The 16,374-nt window shown below is 63.7% G+C and carries 17 protein-coding genes; all 17 read right to left on the bottom strand.

Features of this window, described 5'->3' with window-relative positions:
• Window positions 1-3: 3 nt before the first annotated feature.
• Window positions 4-744, bottom strand: a complete 741-nt coding sequence (locus tag F6X62_RS20825; protein WP_153774583.1) for a flagellar motor protein — start codon at window positions 742-744, stop codon at window positions 4-6.
• Window positions 744-1,874: a chemotaxis response regulator protein-glutamate methylesterase gene (locus F6X62_RS20830; protein WP_054895564.1), complete on the bottom strand. Its 1,131-nt coding sequence runs from the start codon at window positions 1,872-1,874 to the stop codon at window positions 744-746. Before F6X62_RS20830 ends, F6X62_RS20825 begins: the two co-directional genes overlap by 1 nt.
• A 45-nt stretch (window positions 1,875-1,919) precedes the next feature.
• A complete protein-coding gene (locus F6X62_RS20835; RefSeq protein WP_153774584.1) occupies window positions 1,920-4,148 on the bottom strand; it encodes a chemotaxis protein CheA in 2,229 nt (742 codons plus the stop codon).
• A gap of 12 nt (window positions 4,149-4,160) precedes the next feature.
• The gene (locus F6X62_RS20840; RefSeq protein ID WP_054895562.1) at window positions 4,161-4,949 is read right to left on the bottom strand and encodes a protein phosphatase CheZ; all 789 of its coding nucleotides are present in this window, start codon (window positions 4,947-4,949) and stop codon (window positions 4,161-4,163) included.
• A gap of 18 nt (window positions 4,950-4,967) precedes the next feature.
• A complete protein-coding gene (locus F6X62_RS20845; RefSeq protein WP_153774585.1) occupies window positions 4,968-5,342 on the bottom strand; it encodes a chemotaxis response regulator CheY in 375 nt (124 codons plus the stop codon).
• Window positions 5,343-5,446: 104 nt separating this feature from the next.
• A complete protein-coding gene (fliA, locus tag F6X62_RS20850) occupies window positions 5,447-6,187 on the bottom strand; it encodes an RNA polymerase sigma factor FliA (protein ID WP_054895561.1) in 741 nt (246 codons plus the stop codon).
• Window positions 6,184-7,017: a flagellar synthesis regulator FleN gene (gene fleN, locus F6X62_RS20855; RefSeq protein ID WP_016393812.1), complete on the bottom strand. Its 834-nt coding sequence runs from the start codon at window positions 7,015-7,017 to the stop codon at window positions 6,184-6,186. The genes fliA and fleN overlap by 4 nt, the downstream gene beginning before the upstream one ends.
• Window positions 7,018-7,092: 75 nt before the next feature.
• Window positions 7,093-8,403 carry a flagellar biosynthesis protein FlhF gene (gene flhF, locus F6X62_RS20860; protein ID WP_054895560.1) on the bottom strand — a complete coding sequence of 437 codons (1,311 nt, stop codon included), beginning with the start codon at window positions 8,401-8,403 and terminating at the stop codon, window positions 7,093-7,095.
• 11 nt (window positions 8,404-8,414) lie between these two features.
• The gene (gene flhA / locus F6X62_RS20865) at window positions 8,415-10,544 is read right to left on the bottom strand and encodes a flagellar biosynthesis protein FlhA (protein WP_063545676.1); all 2,130 of its coding nucleotides are present in this window, start codon (window positions 10,542-10,544) and stop codon (window positions 8,415-8,417) included.
• Window positions 10,545-10,707: 163 nt separating this feature from the next.
• Window positions 10,708-11,850, bottom strand: a complete 1,143-nt coding sequence (flhB, locus tag F6X62_RS20870; protein WP_153774586.1) for a flagellar biosynthesis protein FlhB — start codon at window positions 11,848-11,850, stop codon at window positions 10,708-10,710.
• A 2-nt stretch (window positions 11,851-11,852) separates the two neighbouring features.
• Entirely contained in the window at window positions 11,853-12,629 is a 777-nt protein-coding gene (fliR, locus tag F6X62_RS20875; protein WP_054891868.1) for a flagellar biosynthetic protein FliR, read from the bottom strand.
• A 7-nt stretch (window positions 12,630-12,636) separates the two neighbouring features.
• Window positions 12,637-12,906: a flagellar biosynthesis protein FliQ gene (gene fliQ, locus F6X62_RS20880; RefSeq protein ID WP_054891869.1), complete on the bottom strand. Its 270-nt coding sequence runs from the start codon at window positions 12,904-12,906 to the stop codon at window positions 12,637-12,639.
• A gap of 22 nt (window positions 12,907-12,928) precedes the next feature.
• Complete coding sequence (gene fliP, locus F6X62_RS20885; protein WP_054891870.1) at window positions 12,929-13,684, bottom strand: flagellar type III secretion system pore protein FliP; 756 nt, start codon at window positions 13,682-13,684, stop codon at window positions 12,929-12,931.
• Window positions 13,684-14,136 (bottom strand): flagellar biosynthetic protein FliO, encoded by a 453-nt coding sequence (gene fliO / locus F6X62_RS20890; protein WP_153774587.1) that lies wholly within the window; start codon window positions 14,134-14,136, stop codon window positions 13,684-13,686. Before fliO ends, fliP begins: the two co-directional genes overlap by 1 nt.
• On the bottom strand, window positions 14,137-14,604 hold the full coding sequence (gene fliN / locus F6X62_RS20895; protein WP_054891872.1) for a flagellar motor switch protein FliN: 468 nt from the start codon (window positions 14,602-14,604) through the stop codon (window positions 14,137-14,139).
• Between the two features lie 45 nt (window positions 14,605-14,649).
• Window positions 14,650-15,618: a flagellar motor switch protein FliM gene (gene fliM, locus F6X62_RS20900; RefSeq protein ID WP_054891873.1), complete on the bottom strand. Its 969-nt coding sequence runs from the start codon at window positions 15,616-15,618 to the stop codon at window positions 14,650-14,652.
• An 11-nt stretch (window positions 15,619-15,629) separates the two neighbouring features.
• A complete protein-coding gene (fliL, locus tag F6X62_RS20905) occupies window positions 15,630-16,127 on the bottom strand; it encodes a flagellar basal body-associated protein FliL (protein WP_054891874.1) in 498 nt (165 codons plus the stop codon).
• Window positions 16,128-16,374: the final 247 nt, after the last annotated feature.

Genomic DNA, 16,374 nt, shown 5'->3' on the forward strand with positions numbered 1-16,374 from the left:
GGCCTACTCCATGAAGCCTTGCAGCTTAAGCTCGATCGAGCGTGGGTTCTCGCCTTCGGCGATCGACAGCAGCCCCTCGAGCAGCATCTCGCGATAACGCGACTGGCGCAGGACGATGGCCTTGAGCTTGTTGGCCACCGGCAGCAGGATCAGGTTGGCACTGGCCACACCATAGATGGTGGCGACGAAGGCCACGGCGATGCCGTTACCCAGTTGCGACGGATCGGCCAGGTTGCCCATCACATGGATCAAGCCCATCACCGCACCGATGATACCGATGGTCGGCGCGTAGCCGCCCATGCTCTCGAAGACCTTGGCAGCCTGGATGTCACGGCTCTCCTGGGTGAGGAAGTCGACCTCGAGAATGCTGCGGATCGACTCAGGCTCCGCGCCATCGACCAGCAACTGCAGACCTTTGCGTGCGTACGGGTCCGGTTCGGCATCGGCGACGCCCTCCAGCCCCAGCAGGCCTTCCTTGCGCGCAGTCAGGCTCCAGTTGACGACCCGATCGATGCCGCCAGCCAGGTCGACCCGAGGCGGGAAGAAAATCCAGCGCAGGATCTGCAACGCACGCTTGAACGCCGACAGCGGCGATTGCAGCAGCGCCGCGGCCAGGGTGCCGCCGATGACGATCAACCCGGCAGGGCCGTTGAGCAGCGCACCGACGTGGCCGCCCTCGAGGAAGTTGCCGCCGACGATGGCGACGAACGCCAGGATCAGGCCGATAAGGCTAAGAACATCCATCAGACACAGGCCTCTACCAGGTGCTTGCCGATCTCGTCCAGGCTGTACACGGCGTCGGCCAGGTTGGCTTTGACGATCGCCATGGGCATGCCGTAGATCACGCAGCTTGCCTCGTCCTGGGCCCATACGGTGCTGCCGCCCTGCTTGAGCAGGCGAGCACCTTCGCGTCCGTCGGCACCCATGCCGGTCAGCACGACCGACAGCACCTTGTCACCGTAGGTCTTGGCCGCCGAGCCGAAGGTGATGTCCACGCAGGGTTTGTAGTTCAGGCGTTCGTCACCCGGCAGGATCTTCACCGTGCCACGGCCATCGACCATCATCTGCTTGCCTCCCGGGGCCAGCAGCGCAAGGCCTGGACGCAGCACATCACCGTCCTCGGCCTCCTTGACGCTGATCTTGCACAGCTTGTCGAGGCGCTCGGCAAAGGCCTTGGTGAACGCCGCAGGCATGTGCTGAATCAGCACGATGGGGGCCGGGAAGTTGGCGGGCAGTTGCGTCAGCACCCGCTGCAGGGCAACCGGACCGCCTGTGGAGGTGCCGATGGCCACCAGCTTGTAGGGCTTGCGCTTGGGCGCCGGCGAATGGCTGGCGGCAGGCGCAACGCTGCGTACCGGCGCCGCAGGGCGTGTCGGTGCAGCGCTGCCCAAGGTGCTGGCCGGGGCATGGCTGGTGCTCGACGCAGCGCTGGCAACCGGGCTTGGCGCGTGGCTGGCGAAGCTGCTGAAACGGCGATTGCTGCGCGAGATGGTATGGACCTTCTCGCACAGCATCTGCTTGACCTTCTCGGGGTTGCGCGAAATATCCTCGAAGTTCTTCGGCAGGTAGTCGACCGCCCCTGCGTCCAGCGCATCGAGGGTGACACGCGCACCTTCGTGGGTGAGCGAAGAGAACATCAGGACCGGCGTCGGGCAGCGCTGCATGATGTGCCGCACGGCGGTAATGCCGTCCATCATCGGCATCTCGTAGTCCATGGTGATCACGTCAGGCTTGAGCGCCAGCGCCTGGTCGATCGCTTCCTTGCCGTTGGTCGCGGTGCCGACCACCTGGATGGTCGGGTCCGCCGAGAGGATTTCCGAGACACGGCGGCGGAAGAAACCGGAATCATCCACCACCAGGACCTTGACTGCCATAAACACTCCGTTAGGCGGCGCGACCGCCAGGCCACGCCGCCGAAATCAAATACGCCGGGCGGCGTAACGCTTGAGCATGCTCGGGACGTCGAGGATCAGCGCGATACGACCGTCACCGGTGATGGTGGCGCCGGACATGCCCGGGGTGCCCTGCAGCATCTTGCCCAGCGGCTTGATCACCACCTCTTCCTGGCCGACCAACTGGTCGACCACGAAGCCGATGCGCTGAGTACCGACCGACAGGATCACCACATGCCCTTCGAGCTGCTCCTCATGCTGCTGGTCCTGGACCAGCCAGCGCTTGAGGTAGAACAGCGGCAGCGCCTTGTCGCGCACGATCACCACTTCCTGGCCATCGACCACGTTGGTGCGCGACAGGTCGAGATGGAAGATCTCGTTGACGTTGACCAGCGGGAAGGCGAACGCCTGGTTGGCCAGCATCACCATCAGCGTCGGCATGATTGCCAGCGTCAGCGGCACCTTGATGACGATCTTCGAGCCCTGGCCCTTGGCCGAGAAGATGTTGATCGAGCCATTGAGCTGGGAAATCTTGGTCTTCACCACATCCATGCCCACACCGCGGCCGGACACGTCGGAGATCTCGGTCTTGGTCGAGAAGCCCGGGGCGAAGATCAGGTTGTAGCAATCCGACTCGCTCAGGCGGTCGGCTGCATCCTTGTCCATCAGGCCCTTCTCGACCGCCTTGGCGCGCAGGACGTTCGGGTCCATGCCTTTGCCGTCGTCGGAGATCGACAGCAGGATATGGTCACCCTCCTGCTCGGCCGACAGCACCACCCGACCGGTACGCGCCTTGCCGGAGGCCTCGCGTTCCTCGGGGGTCTCGACGCCATGGTCGACCGCGTTGCGCACCAAGTGCACCAGCGGGTCGGCCAGGGCCTCGACCAGGTTCTTGTCCAGGTCGGTCTCTTCGCCGACCAGCTCCAGGTTGATCTCTTTCTTGAGCTGGCGGGCCAAGTCGCGTACCAGGCGCGGGAAGCGGCCGAAGACCTTCTTGATCGGCTGCATGCGAGTCTTCATGACCGCGGTCTGCAGGTCGGCAGTGACCACGTCGAGGTTGGACACGGCCTTGGACATGGCCTCGTCGCCGCTGTTCAGGCCCAGGCGCACCAGGCGGTTACGCACCAGCACCAGTTCGCCGACCATGTTCATGATTTCATCCAGGCGCGCAGTATCGACCCGCACCGTGGTTTCCGCTTCGCTGGCGCCATGCTTGTCGGCAGCCGGCGCTGCAGCGCGTGCCGGTGCCGGAGCAGCGGCCGGCTTGGCAGCCGCGGCGGGGGCAGGCGCCGGCTTGGCGACAGGCTTGCTTTCGGCCTTGGCAGCAGGCGCGGCAGCCACGGCAACGGCTGGCGCTTCAGCCGCGACGGCATCGCCACTGAACTTGCCCTTGCCATGCAGTTGGTCCAGCAGGGCCTCGAACTCGTTGTCGGTGATGTGATCGCCGACAGGTTCGGCCGCAGGTGCGGTGGCGGTGCTGGCGGTGGCTTCGACGCTCGGCAGTGCATCGGCGGCAAAAGCGCCCTTGCCATGCAACTGGTCGAGCAGCGCCTCGAACTCTTCGTCGGTGATCTCGTCACCGGCCGGCGTCGCGACTGCAGCCTCCGGTTCGCTCGCCGCGACTTCCGGCGAGAACTGACCCTTGCCATGCAGTTGGTCGAGCAGCGACTCGAACTCGGCGTCGGTGATCTCGTCGGCACTGCCGGAAACGGCTTCGCCCTGCGACTGCTCGGCCGCCTCGGCCTGGGCCTTGACCGCGTCGAGGGAGTCAAGCAGTTGCTCGAACTCGGTATCGGTGATGTCCGCCTCGGCAGCCGGTGCCTCGACGACCGCCGCCACGGCAACCGGTGCCACGGCATCGGCGCTGGCCGGTTCGGCCAGGCGCGACAGCGCGGCGAGCAGCTCTGGCGTGGCCGGGGTGATGTCGCTGCGCTCGCGAACCTGGCCAAACATGCTGTTGACCGTGTCGAGCGCTTCGAGCACCACATCCATCAGTTCGGCATCGACCCGGCGCTCTCCCTTGCGCAGGATGTCGAAGACGTTCTCGGCAATGTGGCAGCACTCCACCAGCTCATTGAGCTGAAGGAAGCCGGCGCCCCCTTTTACAGTGTGAAAACCGCGAAAGATCGCATTGAGCAGGTCCGCATCATCAGGTCGGCTTTCCAGCTCGACCAGTTGCTCGGACAGTTGCTCGAGGATTTCGCCGGCTTCTACCAGGAAATCCTGAAGGATTTCTTCATCGGCGCCGAAGCTCATTAAACGTGCTCCCTAAAAACCCAGGCTGGACAGCAGATCGTCGACATCGTCCTGACCGGACACGACGTCTTCACGCTTATCGGCATGAATCTGCGGACCTTCACCCCGAGTTGGATGTTTTTCTTCATCTTTTTCAGCGCGCAATTGATCGTGGTCATGTTCGATGCCGGCAAAGCGGTCGACTTGACTTGCCATCAACACGAGCTTGAGCAGATTGCTTTCGACTTCGGTGACCAGCGCGGTCACCCGCTTGATCACCTGCCCGGTCAGGTCCTGATAGTCCTGAGCCAGGAGAATATCGTTGAGATGGCCGGCCACCTTGCGGTTACCTTCGGCGCTGTGCGTCAGGAAACTGTCGACGCGCTTGACCAGTTCACGAAATTCAGGCGCTGCCACCTCGCGGCGCATGAAGCGCTGCCAGTCGGCAGACAGGTTCTGGGCTTCGGATGCCAGATCGTTGAGCACAGGCGTGCTTTGCTCGACCAGGTCCATGGTGCGATTGGCCGCGTTCTCGGTCAGCCGGACCACGTAGGACAGCCGTTCGGTGGCGTCGGTGATCTGCGACACTTCCTCGGCCTGCGGCATGCGCGGATCGATCTGGAAACTGACGATAGCGCTGTGCAGCTCGCGGGTGAGCTTGCCCACTTCCTGATAAAGGCCGCGGTCGCGGGTCTGGTTGAGCTGGTGGATCAGCTGCACCGCCTCGCCGAACTGGCCGCGTTCCAGGCTTTGCACCAGTTGCTCGGCGTGCTTCTTCAGGGTCGACTCGAACTCCCCCAGAGAATCGTTTCTTGATTCCATAGCGCCCCCAGACATGGCTCAGCCGTTGACGCGTTCGAAGATCTTTTCGATCTTTTCTTTGAGTACCTGCGCGGTGAAAGGCTTGACCACATAGCCGTTGACCCCGGCCTGGGCCGCTTCGATGATCTGGTCGCGCTTGGCCTCGGCGGTCACCATCAGCACCGGCATGCCCTTGAGACGGTCGTGGGCGCGCACCCTGCGCAGCAGGTCGATGCCGGACATGCCAGGCATGTTCCAGTCGGTCACCAGGAAGTCGTAGTGACCGCTTTCGAGCATCGGCAGAGCCGTGGTGCCATCGTCGGCTTCGTCGGTGTTGGTGAAGCCCAGATCACGCAACAGGTTCTTGATGATCCGCCGCATCGTCGAGAAGTCGTCAACGATGAGGATTTTCATATCTTTGTTCAATTAGACCTCCAAGCAGTCTTAAACGCGCTCGTCTCACAAGCGCGCGCTCAATCAATTCGGCACCACGTAAAACGACTGCATCGAACCCGGGTTCACCGCGCTCGCCATTCACCCAACCGACTGCGCAGACGCGCCGCGCACTGGCTGTGCAACTGGCTGACACGCGATTCGCTGACCCCCAGCACTTCCCCGATTTCCTTGAGGTTCAACTCTTCGTCGTAGTACAGCGCCAGGACCAGGCGCTCGCGCTCCGGCAGGTTGGCGATCGCATCGGTCAGTGCAGCCTGGAAGCGTTCGTCTTCCAGGTCACGCGACGGCTCGACCTGGCCGCTGACACCGTCCTCGTGCAGCCCTTCGTGTTCGCCGTCCTGCAGCAGGTCGTCGAAACTGAACAGGCGGCTGCCCAAGGTATCGTTCAGAATCCCGTAATAATCGTCGAGACCCAATTGGAGTTCGGCAGCAACCTCGTGATCTTTAGCGTCACGACCGGTTCTTGCTTCGACGGCGCGAATCGCGTCACTGACCATGCGCGTGTTGCGGTGCACCGAACGCGGCGCCCAGTCGCCCTTGCGCACCTCGTCGAGCATGGCGCCACGGATACGGATGCCGGCATAGGTCTCGAAGCTCGCACCCTTGCTGGCGTCGTACTTGTTGGCCACTTCCAGCAGGCCGATCATGCCGGCCTGGATCAGGTCCTCGACCTGCACGTTCGCCGGCAGGCGTGCCAACAGGTGGTAGGCAATCCGCTTGACCAGCGGGGCATAGCGCTCGACCAGCTCGTACTGAGCGTCCTTGGACGCCTTGCTGTACATCTTGAATCCACTCGCGCTCATAGTACCGGCCCCGCACTGGTGGGCTGTACCAGGCGCTCGACGAAGAACTCCAGGTGCCCGCGCGGGTTGGCCGGCAGCGGCCAGCTGTCGACCTTCTGCGCAATGGCCTTGAACGCCAGGGCGCATTTGGAGCGCGGGAAGGCCTCGTACACTGCGCGCTGCTTCTGCACCGCCTTGCGCACGCATTCGTCGTAGGGCACGGCGCCCACGTACTGCAAGGCCACGTCGAGGAAACGGTCGGTGACCTTGGTCAGCTTGGCGAACAGGTTGCGTCCTTCCTGCGGGCTCTGCGCCATGTTGGCCAGGACGCGGAAACGATTCATGCCGTAATCGCGGTTGAGCAGCTTGATCAGGGCGTAGGCGTCGGTGATCGAGGTGGGCTCGTCGCACACCACCAACAACACTTCCTGCGCCGCGCGAACGAAACTGACCACCGAGTCACCGATACCTGCAGCGGTGTCGATCACCAATACATCGAGGTTGTCGCCGATCTCGCTGAACGCCTGGATCAGCCCGGCATGCTGGGCCGGCGCCAGGTGCACCATGCTCTGGGTACCCGAGGCCGCCGGCACGATGCGCACGCCGCCCGGCCCCTGCAACAGCACGTCGCGCAGCTCGCAGCGTCCTTCGATGACGTCGGCCAGGGTACGTTTGGGGGTCAACCCCAGCAGCACGTCGACGTTGGCCAGACCCAGGTCGGCGTCCAGCAGCATGACCCGGCGGCCGAGTTCAGCCAGCGCCAGGGACAGGTTCACTGAAACGTTGGTCTTGCCGACGCCACCTTTGCCACCGGTGACGGCGATCACCTGTACGGGATGCATGCTACCCATGTCTGTTCTTTACCTTGTCTCGCGTGGGACCTGCCCACTTGAAGGGCCGCTGTCGACCCCCTGCGCCGTTCATCTTCAACCCGCGCGCTTATCGGGATTGTGGTAGAGATCAGCGAACATGTCGGCCATGGCCTCTTCGCTGGGCTCTTCCTGCAACTGCACGCTGACCGCGCGGCTCACCAACTGATGCTTGCGCGGCAACTGCAGGTCGTCAGGAATGCGCGGACCATCGGTGAGATAGGCCACGGGCAGTTCGTGACTGATGGCCAGGCTCAGCACTTCGCCGAGGCTGCCCGTTTCATCGAGCTTGGTCAGGATGCAACCGGCCAGGCCACAGCGCTTGTAGCTGTGATAGGCGGCGGTCAGCACCTGTTTCTGGCTGGTGGTGGCCAGTACCAGGTAGTTCTTGGCGGCGATGCCGCGGCTGGCGAGCGATTCGAGCTGCATGCGCAGCGCCGGATCGCTGGCCTGAAGGCCGGCGGTGTCGATCAGCACCACGCGCTTGCGCAGCAGTGGTTCCAGGGCCTGGGCCAGCGACTGGCCCGGATCGACATAGGTCACCGGCACATTGAGAATGCGCCCGAGGGTCTTGAGCTGCTCCTGGGCACCGATGCGGTAGCTGTCCATGCTCACCAGCGCCAGGTGCTGCGAGCCGTACTTGAGCACATAGCGCGCGGCGAGTTTGGCCAGGGTGGTGGTCTTGCCCATGCCGGCCGGGCCGACCATGGCGATGACCCCGCCCTCCTCGATCGGCTCCACCTCAGGCACCTCGATCAGACGCGCCAGGTGCGCCAGGACCATGCGCCAAGCCTGACGCGGGTCTTCGATCTCACCGGCCCGCTCAAGCAGATCACGGGCGATCGGGCCAGACAGGCCCAGGCGCTGCAAGCGACGCCAGAGGTTGGCCTGCTGCGGCTTGTTGCCCTGCAATTGGCCCCAGGCAAGCGAGCCAAGCTGCACTTCAAGCAGCTCGCGCAAGCCCGAAAGCTCCGAACGCATGGCGTCGAAGACGCGCTTGTCGACCGTCGGGGCCGCAGGGGCCGGCGCGGGCGCCGGAACATCCACATGCGGCTCGACCAGCGGCTCGGACGCGGTCAGCGACAGGCCGGCAAACAATTGCCGGTTGCCGAGTTCGGCGTCACCACGCCCGTCCAGCTCGGCCTGGGCGGTGGCGATGCGCGAATGGGTCTTGCGCAGCTCGTCCTCGAGCTCGACATTCGGCACGCGTGGGGCCAGGGCGGACAGTTTGTAGTCCAGCGCGGCCGTCAGTTCGACACCGCCGGCGATACGCCGGTTGCCGATGATTGCGGCATCGGCGCCAAGCTCATCACGGACCAGCTTCATGGCCTGACGCATATCGGCGGCGAAAAAACGCTTAACTTGCATAACCCACTACCTCAGCCGTTAGGGCCCACGGTGGCAACGATGGTGACTTGCTTGTTGTCCGGTATTTCCTGGTACGCCAGCACATGCAGGTTGGGCACGGCCAGACGACCGAATCTCGACAGCATGGCACGGATCGGGCCGGCGACCAGGAGGATGGCCGGCTGGCCTTGCATCTCCTGGCGCTGCGCCGCCTCGATCAGCGAACGCTGCAGCTTCTCGGCCATGCTCGGTTCAAGAAGAACACCGTCTTCCTGACCCTGCCCGGCCCTTTGCAGACTATTGAGCAAGATCTGTTCCAACCTTGGTTCAAGAGTGATCACAGGCAGCTCGGACTCAACGCCGACAATGCTTTGCACGATGGCGCGTGACAAGCCGACCCGCACCGAAGCCACCAACGCGGCGGTATCTTGACTCTTGGCGGCATTGTTGGCGATGGCCTCGGCAATGCTGCGGATGTCACGCACGGGCACCTGCTCGGCAAGCAGGGCCTGCAGGACCTTGAGCAACCCCGACAAGGAAATGACACCCGGCACCAGTTCCTCGGCAAGTTTCGGCGATGCCTTGGACAGCACCTGCAGCAATTGCTGGACCTCTTCATGGCCGATCAGCTCGTGGCAGTGCTTCTGCAGGATCTGATTCAGGTGAGTGGCGACCACGGTGCTGGCATCGACCACCGTGTAACCCAAGGACTGCGCCTGGGCGCGCTGGGCCACATCGATCCACACCGCCTCCAGGCCAAAGGCCGGGTCGCGCGCGGCGATACCATTGAGGGTGCCGAACACCTGCCCAGGGTTGATCGCAAGCTCGCGGTCCGGGTAGATCTCGGCCTCGGCCAGGATCACTCCCATCAACGTCAGGCGATAGGCACTGGGCTGCAGGTCGAGGTTGTCGCGAATGTGCACGGTGGGCATGAGAAAGCCCAGGTCTTGCGAGAGCTTCTTGCGTACGCCCTTGATCCGCGCCAGCAACTGGCCGCCCTGGTTGCGGTCGACCAGCGGAATCAGGCGATAGCCGACTTCCAGGCCGATCATGTCGATCGGCGTGACGTCGTCCCAGCCCAGCTCCTTGGTTTCCATGGCGCGCTGCGGCGATGGCAGCAGATCCTGTTGGCGCTGCGCTTCCTGCACGGCCAGGAGCTTGGCCTTCTGCTGCTTCTTCCACACCATGTAGGCGCCGCCGCCGGCCAGCACGCCGAGGCTGAGGAAGGCGATGTGTGGCATACCCGGCACCAGCCCCATCACCACCATCAGCGCGCCGGAAACGGCCAGCGCCTTGGGCGAATCGAACATCTGCCGGTTGATCAGCTTGCCCATGTCCTCGGAGCCCGAGGCGCGGGTGACCATGATCGCGGCCGCAGTGGACAGCAGCAGCGAGGGCAACTGCGCCACCAAACCGTCACCGATGGTCAACAACGCGTACACCTTGCCGGCGTCGCTGAAGGTCATGCCATGCTGCAGCATGCCGATGAGCATGCCGCCGATGAGGTTGATGAACAGGATGAGCAGGCCGGCGATGGCGTCACCACGCACGAACTTGCTGGCACCGTCCATCGAACCATAGAACTCGGCCTCCTGGGCGACCTCGGCACGACGCGCCTTGGCCTGGGCCTGGTCGATCAGGCCGGCGTTGAGGTCGGCGTCGATGGCCATCTGCTTGCCGGGCATGGCGTCGAGGGTGAAGCGCGCGCTCACCTCGGAAATACGCCCGGCACCCTTGGTCACCACGACAAAGTTGATGATCATCAGGATGGCGAACACCACCGCACCGACCACGTAGTTGCCGCCGATCACCACCTCACCGAAGGCCTGGATCACCTTGCCCGCCGCTCCGTGGCCCTCCTGGCCGTGGAGCATGACCACGCGGGTCGAGGCGACGTTGAGCGCCAGGCGCAGCAGCGTCGCCACCAGCAGGATGGTCGGAAAGGCGGCGAAATCCAGTGGGCGCAGGGCGTAGACGCAGACCAGCAGGACCACGATCGACAGCGCGATGTTGAAGGTGAAGAACACATCGAGCAGGAACGGCGGGATGGGCAACATCATCATTGCCAGCATCACCAGCAGCAACAGCGGCACACCCAGGTTCCCCCGACCGAGACCGGCCAGGTTGTTACGGGCGTTGCTGATTAACTGAGCGCGATCCACCGGGTATCCTCTTCAAGCAAAACTTTGACGCCTTGACGGCGCTTGGGCGTGGCTTTGCAAGAAGCTTTCCAACTTTGCCTGGATGCGGGGCCAGGCGGTCTGTTGCGGTGTTTTCGCGGTCCACCGCGGTGTTCTTTTCGCGGGCAAGCCCGCTCCTACAGGATCAATTGTCGCGCTGCAGGTCCGGGGGAATCGGCAGATCCTTCTTCAGCGGCTCGGGCGGCTTGCCCTTGCCCGAGCGGTACTGGCGAATCTGGAACACGTACGCCAGCACCTGCGCCACCGCCAGGTACAGCCCGGCCGGAATTTCGTGCTCGAGCTCGGTCGAGTAGTAGATCGCCCGTGCCAGCGCCGGCGATTCGAGGATCTGTACCTTGTGCTCCTGGCCGATCTCGCGGATCTTCAACGCCAGGAAGTCGGTGCCCTTGGCCAGCAGCAGCGGCGCCGCACCGCCCTTCTCCGGGTCGTACTTGAGCGCCACGGCATAGTGCGTCGGGTTGGTGATGATCACATCGGCCTCGGGCACCGCCGCCATCATCCTGCGCTGCGACGCCTCGCGCTGCAGTTGGCGAATGCGCTGCTTCACCTCCGGCTTGCCCTCGGTATCCTTGTATTCGTCGCGCACTTCCTGCTTGGTCATCTTCAGCTTCTTGTGCGTCTGCCAGAGCTGGAACGGCACATCGACGATGGCGATCAGCAGCAGACCCGCCGCCATCCACAAGGCGCTCCAGCCCACCACCTGCACGCTGTGGATGATCGCCTGCTCGAGCGGCTCCTTGGCAATCGCCATCAGCGCCTCGCGGTCGTTGGCCAGCACTACCAGCGCCACCACCAGCACCAGGAAGAACTTGGCCACCGCCTTGAGCAGTTCGGTCAGCGAGTTCAGCGAGAACATGCGTTTGATCCCGGACAGCGGGTTCATCCGGCTGAACTTGGGCTGCAGCAAGGAGCCGGAAAACAGAAAGCCGCCCAGGGCGATAGGGGCCACGAACGATACGACGAACAGCAGCACCAGCACCGGCTGGGTGGCCCAGATGGCCATCTTGCCCGAGGCCATCAGGAAGGCGCCCATGGCCCGCTCGTCGACTATCACTTCGCGCGACAGGCTGAAGTTAACGCGCATCAGCGTCATCAGGGTTTCGGCAAGGTGGCCGCCGAAGGCCAGCAAGGCGCCGGCGCCGCCGAGGGTCACCGCGAAGGTGTTGAGCTCTTTGGAACGGGCGATGTCACCCTTTTCCCGTGCGTCGCGCTTGCGCTTCTCGGTAGGTTCCTCTGTCTTGTCCTGACCGCTCTCGCTCTCTGCCATGCTCAGGGCGCCCGTGCCAGCTCACGCAGCCACTGCAAGGCCTCGCTGGCCAGTTGCTGGTAGTGCGAGAGGATGTCGGCAAGCCCGACCCAGAAAATGGCCAGCCCCAGCACCAGGGTCAGCGGGAAACCAATGGAGAAGATGTTCAGCTGTGGCGCAGCTCGGGTCATCACACCAAAGGCGATGTTGATCACCAACAGGGCTGCGATGACTGGCAGGATCAGAACCAGCCCCGCTCCCAGCACCCAGCCCAGGCGTCCGGCAATCTCCCAGAAATGCGCGACCACCAGGGCATTGCCCACCGGCAGCGTGGTGAAGCTTTCGGTCAATACCTCGATCACCACCAGGTGGCCGTTCATCAACAGGAACAGCACACTCACCAGCATGGTCAGGAACTGCCCGACCACCGCCACGTTGACGCCGTTGGCCGGGTCGATCATCGAGGCCATCGCCATGCCCAGCTGAATCGCCACGATCTGCCCGGCGACGACGAACGCCTGGAACAGCATCTGCAAGGAGAACCCGAACAGCGCGCCGACAATGATCTGTTCGGCGCACAGCAGCACGCCACGCACGCTCAAGGGCTCGAACTCGGGCAGCGGTGGCAGGCCGGGCACGATCACCACGGTGATCGCGACCGCCACATACAGGCGTATGCGCGCCGGCAGCATGCGCGTACCGAACACCGGCATGGTCATCAGCACCGCTGCCACGCGAAACAGCGGCAGGATGAAGGTGGCGACCCAGGTGCCGATCTGCGCGGCGCTCAGCTCGAGCATGGGCTCATCATCCGATCAACTGCGGAATGCCGCTGTACAGGCCGGTCATGTATTCCATGAACTTCTGCACCAGCCACGGACCGACCACGATCAGGGTGATCAGCATCACCAGCAGGCGCGGCAGGAAGCTCAGGGTCTGTTCGTTGATCTGCGTGGCCGCCTGGAAGATCGCCACCAGCAGGCCGACCAGCAGGCTCGGCACCACCAGCACCGCCACCATCAGGGCAGTCAGCCAGAGCGCATCGCGGAACAGGTCGACGGCAACTTCAGGGGTCATCGAAAACTCTCCTTGAGTGGCCTCAGACGCCGCCGAAACTGCCGGCCAGCGTACCCATGATCAGCGCCCAGCCATCGACCAGGACGAACAGCATGATCTTGAACGGCAGCGAGATGATCAGCGGCGACAGCATCATCATACCCATCGCCATCAGCACGCTGGCGACCACCATGTCGATGATCAGGAACGGGATGAAGATCATGAAGCCGATCTGGAACGCGGTCTTGAGCTCGGAGGTGACGAATGCCGGCACCAGGATGGTCAGCGGCACCTGGTCGGGGCCGGCGATGTCGGTGCGCTTGGACAGGCGCATGAACAGGTCCAGATCGCTTTGCCGGGTCTGCGCCAGCATGAAGTCCTTCAGCGGCCCCTGGGCTTTGTCGATGGCCTGTTGCGCGGTCATCTGTTCGTTCAGGTAGGGCTGCAACGCGTCACGATTCACCCGATCGAACACCGGCGCCATGATGAACATGGTCAGGAACAGGGCCATGCCGGTGAGCAACTGGTTCGACGGCGTCTGCTGCAGGCCCAGGGCCTGGCGCAGGATGGAGAAGACGATGATGATGCGGGTGAAGCTGGTCATCAGGATGACGAACGCCGGAATGAAGCTCAGCGCCGTCATGATCAACAGGATCTGCAGGCTGACCGAATATTCCTGCTGGCCGTCAGGCCCATTGGACAGGGTGATGGCCGGGATCGACAACGGATCGGCGGCCAGGGCCACAGGCGCGGCCAGCAGCAGCGCCAGGGTCAACAGTAAGCGCAGCGCGCCGCTCATCACTTCTTGTCCTTCTGGTCCTTGCCCATCAGCTCGAGCAGCCGCTGGGCGAATTCCGGTGCCGCCTGACGCGCGCCGACAGGCACCTCCACGGGCTCGGCCATGACGTGCAGCGCCTCGATGCTGCCAGGGCTATGACCGATCAGGATCTGTTCCTTGCCCACCTGCACCAGCAGCAGGCGGTCGCGCGGGCCGAGGGCTCGGCTGCCGACGATCTCGATCACCTGCCCGCCGCGCGGCTGTGCCACCTGCAGGCGGCGCAACAGCCAGGCGAGCAGGAAGATGGCGCCCACCACCACGAGCAGGCCGAAGACCATCTGCGCCAGTTGCCCCCCCATGCCGCCGGGCGTGGACGTGCTGGCCGGCACCGACGCGGGGTCAGCTGCGCCGATCACCACCTCGCTGGCGAGCAATGTGCCCAGGGCGGCGACGCCGCGTATCAGGCCCTTCACTCAGCGCAGCTTCTTGATGCGTTCGCTGGGGCTGATCACGTCGGTCAGGCGAATGCCGAACTTCTCGTTGACCACCACCACTTCGCCATGGGCGATCAGCGTGCCATTGACCAGTACATCCAGCGGTTCGCCTGCCAGGCGATCGAGTTCGATGACCGACCCCTGGTTCAGTTGCAGCAGGTTGCGAATGCTGATTTCCGTGGCGCCCACTTCCATGGAGATGCTCACTGGAATGTCCAGGATCACGTCCAGGTTCGGCCCTTCCAGGCCGACGTTCTCGCTCGGCCGCGGGGAGCTGGCGAACTCTTCCATCGGCAAGCGACCTGCGCCGGAGGAGCGACCATTGTCAGCTGCCAGCAGCGCATCGATGTCCGCCTGGCCGGCATCACCGGTTTCTTCCAGGGCTGCCGCCCACTCATCGGCCAGGGCCTGTTCCTCTGGGGAGGTGATCTCGTTTTCGTTAGCCATAAAGTCCTCGACAGGCTTTCAATTCGTAGTGCGACCGGCTCGCCGTCAGCGGCGCTCGATCGGGTCGATGATCTGCAGCGACAGGGTGCCCTTGTGCGAGCCCAGACGCGCCTTGAACGACGGCACGCCGTTGGCGCGCAGTACCAGGTGTTCGGGCAGCTCTACCGGAATCACATCGCCCGGCTGCATGTGCAGGATGTCGCGCAGCTTGAGCTGACGACGGGCAACGGTGGCCGAGAGCGGCACATTGACGTCCAGCACGTCCTCGCGCAGGGCCTTGACCCAACGCTCGTCCTGGTCGTCCAGGTCGGACTGGAAACCGGCATCGAGCATCTCGCGCACCGGTTCGATCATCGAATACGGCATGGTCACGTGCAGGTCGCCGCCGCCGCCATCGAGCTCGATGTGGAAGGTCGAGACCACCACCGCCTCGCTGGGCCCGACGATGTTGGCCATGGCCGGGTTGACCTCGGAGTTCATGTATTCGAAGTTCACCGGCATGATCGCCTGCCAGGCTTCCTTGAGGTCGACGAAGCACTGGTCCAGGACCATGCGCACCACACGCAGCTCGGTCGGGGTGAACTCACGGCCTTCGATCTTGGCGTGGCGCCCGTCGCCACCGAAGAAATTGTCCACCAGCTTGAACACCAGCTTGGCGTCGAGGATGAACAGCGAGGTGCCGCGCAGCGGCTTGATCTTGACCAGATTGAGGCTGGTCGGCACGTACAGCGAATGCACGTACTCGCCGAACTTCATCACCTGCACGCCACCCACCGCCACGTCGGCGGAGCGACGCAGCAGGTTGAACATGCTGATGCGGGTGTAACGGGCGAAGCGCTCGTTGATCATCTCCAGGGTCGGCATGCGACCGCGGACGATCCGGTCCTGGCTGGTCAGGTCGTAGCTCTTGACGCCACCGGGTTCGGCAGCGCTCTCGGTCTGTACCAGCCCATCGTCGACCCCATGCAGCAGGGCATCGATCTCATCCTGGGACAGCAGGTCCTGCACGGCCATCGAGTGTGCTCCTACTGCAATACGAAATTGGTGAACAGCAACTGGTCGATGACCGGCTTGCCGACTTCCTTCTGCGCCACTTCCTGGACCACCGCAGTGGCCTTCTGGCGCAGCATTTCCTGGCCCACGGCACTGCTGGCCAGGCTGTCGAAGCCTTGCCCGGAGAACATCATCACCAGATTGTTGCGAATCACCGGCATGTGCACTTTCAGCGCATCGAGGTCAGCCTGGTTGCGGCCCTGCAGGGTAATGCTCACCTGCATGTAGCGCTGGCGGCCGTTCTGGTTGAAATTGACCACGAAGGCCGGCGCCAGGGGCTCGTAGATCGCCGCTTGCTTGACGCTGGCCACGGCAGGGTCGGCCGCAGGTGCAGGCTCGCTCTTGTGCATGATGAACCAGGTGGCGCCCACCGACAGGCCCACGGCCAGCAGCAAGGCCAGCACCAGCAGCAGGATCAGCTTCAGTTTGCCTTTAGTGGCGGGGTCTTTGACTGCGTCGCTCTTCGCCATGCCAATAATCCGTCGTCCATCGGGGTTTCAAGAAAGGATGACGTGGCTGAGCAAGTGTTATGCCAGATTTGGCCGAGCGGGCTTGAGGAGGTGGTAGGAGCGGGCTTGCCCGCGAACACGGGCGTAGCCCGTGCCAGGCAGCGCGGTGTATTTTTCGCGGGCAAGCCCGCTCCCACAGGGATTTGGGCTGGCTTCTAGATTTTGAGCAAGACAGTTGCTCACAAAAGCCCGCACCGGTGTCAGACGC

Origin of the sequence: Pseudomonas sp. MNR3A (assembly GCF_009650575.1) — a bacterium.
GTDB classification, from domain to species: domain Bacteria; phylum Pseudomonadota; class Gammaproteobacteria; order Pseudomonadales; family Pseudomonadaceae; genus Aquipseudomonas; species Aquipseudomonas machongensis.

Coding starts and splice junctions, on each gene's coding strand:
- F6X62_RS20835 (WP_153774584.1), bottom strand. CDS start 4,148: ATGAGCTTCGGCGCCGATGAAGAAATCCTTCAGGATTTCCTGGTAGAA.
- flhF (WP_054895560.1), bottom strand. CDS start 8,403: ATGCAAGTTAAGCGTTTTTTCGCCGCCGATATGCGTCAGGCCATGAAG.
- fleN (WP_016393812.1), bottom strand. CDS start 7,017: ATGGGTAGCATGCATCCCGTACAGGTGATCGCCGTCACCGGTGGCAAA.
- fliQ (WP_054891869.1), bottom strand. CDS start 12,906: ATGACCCCTGAAGTTGCCGTCGACCTGTTCCGCGATGCGCTCTGGCTG.
- F6X62_RS20825 (WP_153774583.1), bottom strand. CDS start 744: ATGGATGTTCTTAGCCTTATCGGCCTGATCCTGGCGTTCGTCGCCATC.
- fliM (WP_054891873.1), bottom strand. CDS start 15,618: ATGGCCGTGCAGGACCTGCTGTCCCAGGATGAGATCGATGCCCTGCTG.
- fliP (WP_054891870.1), bottom strand. CDS start 13,684: ATGAGCGGCGCGCTGCGCTTACTGTTGACCCTGGCGCTGCTGCTGGCC.
- fliL (WP_054891874.1), bottom strand. CDS start 16,127: ATGGCGAAGAGCGACGCAGTCAAAGACCCCGCCACTAAAGGCAAACTG.
- fliN (WP_054891872.1), bottom strand. CDS start 14,604: ATGGCTAACGAAAACGAGATCACCTCCCCAGAGGAACAGGCCCTGGCC.
- fliR (WP_054891868.1), bottom strand. CDS start 12,629: ATGCTCGAGCTGAGCGCCGCGCAGATCGGCACCTGGGTCGCCACCTTC.
- F6X62_RS20840 (WP_054895562.1), bottom strand. CDS start 4,949: ATGGAATCAAGAAACGATTCTCTGGGGGAGTTCGAGTCGACCCTGAAG.
- fliA (WP_054895561.1), bottom strand. CDS start 6,187: ATGAGCGCGAGTGGATTCAAGATGTACAGCAAGGCGTCCAAGGACGCT.
- F6X62_RS20830 (WP_054895564.1), bottom strand. CDS start 1,874: ATGGCAGTCAAGGTCCTGGTGGTGGATGATTCCGGTTTCTTCCGCCGC.
- flhB (WP_153774586.1), bottom strand. CDS start 11,850: ATGGCAGAGAGCGAGAGCGGTCAGGACAAGACAGAGGAACCTACCGAG.
- F6X62_RS20845 (WP_153774585.1), bottom strand. CDS start 5,342: ATGAAAATCCTCATCGTTGACGACTTCTCGACGATGCGGCGGATCATC.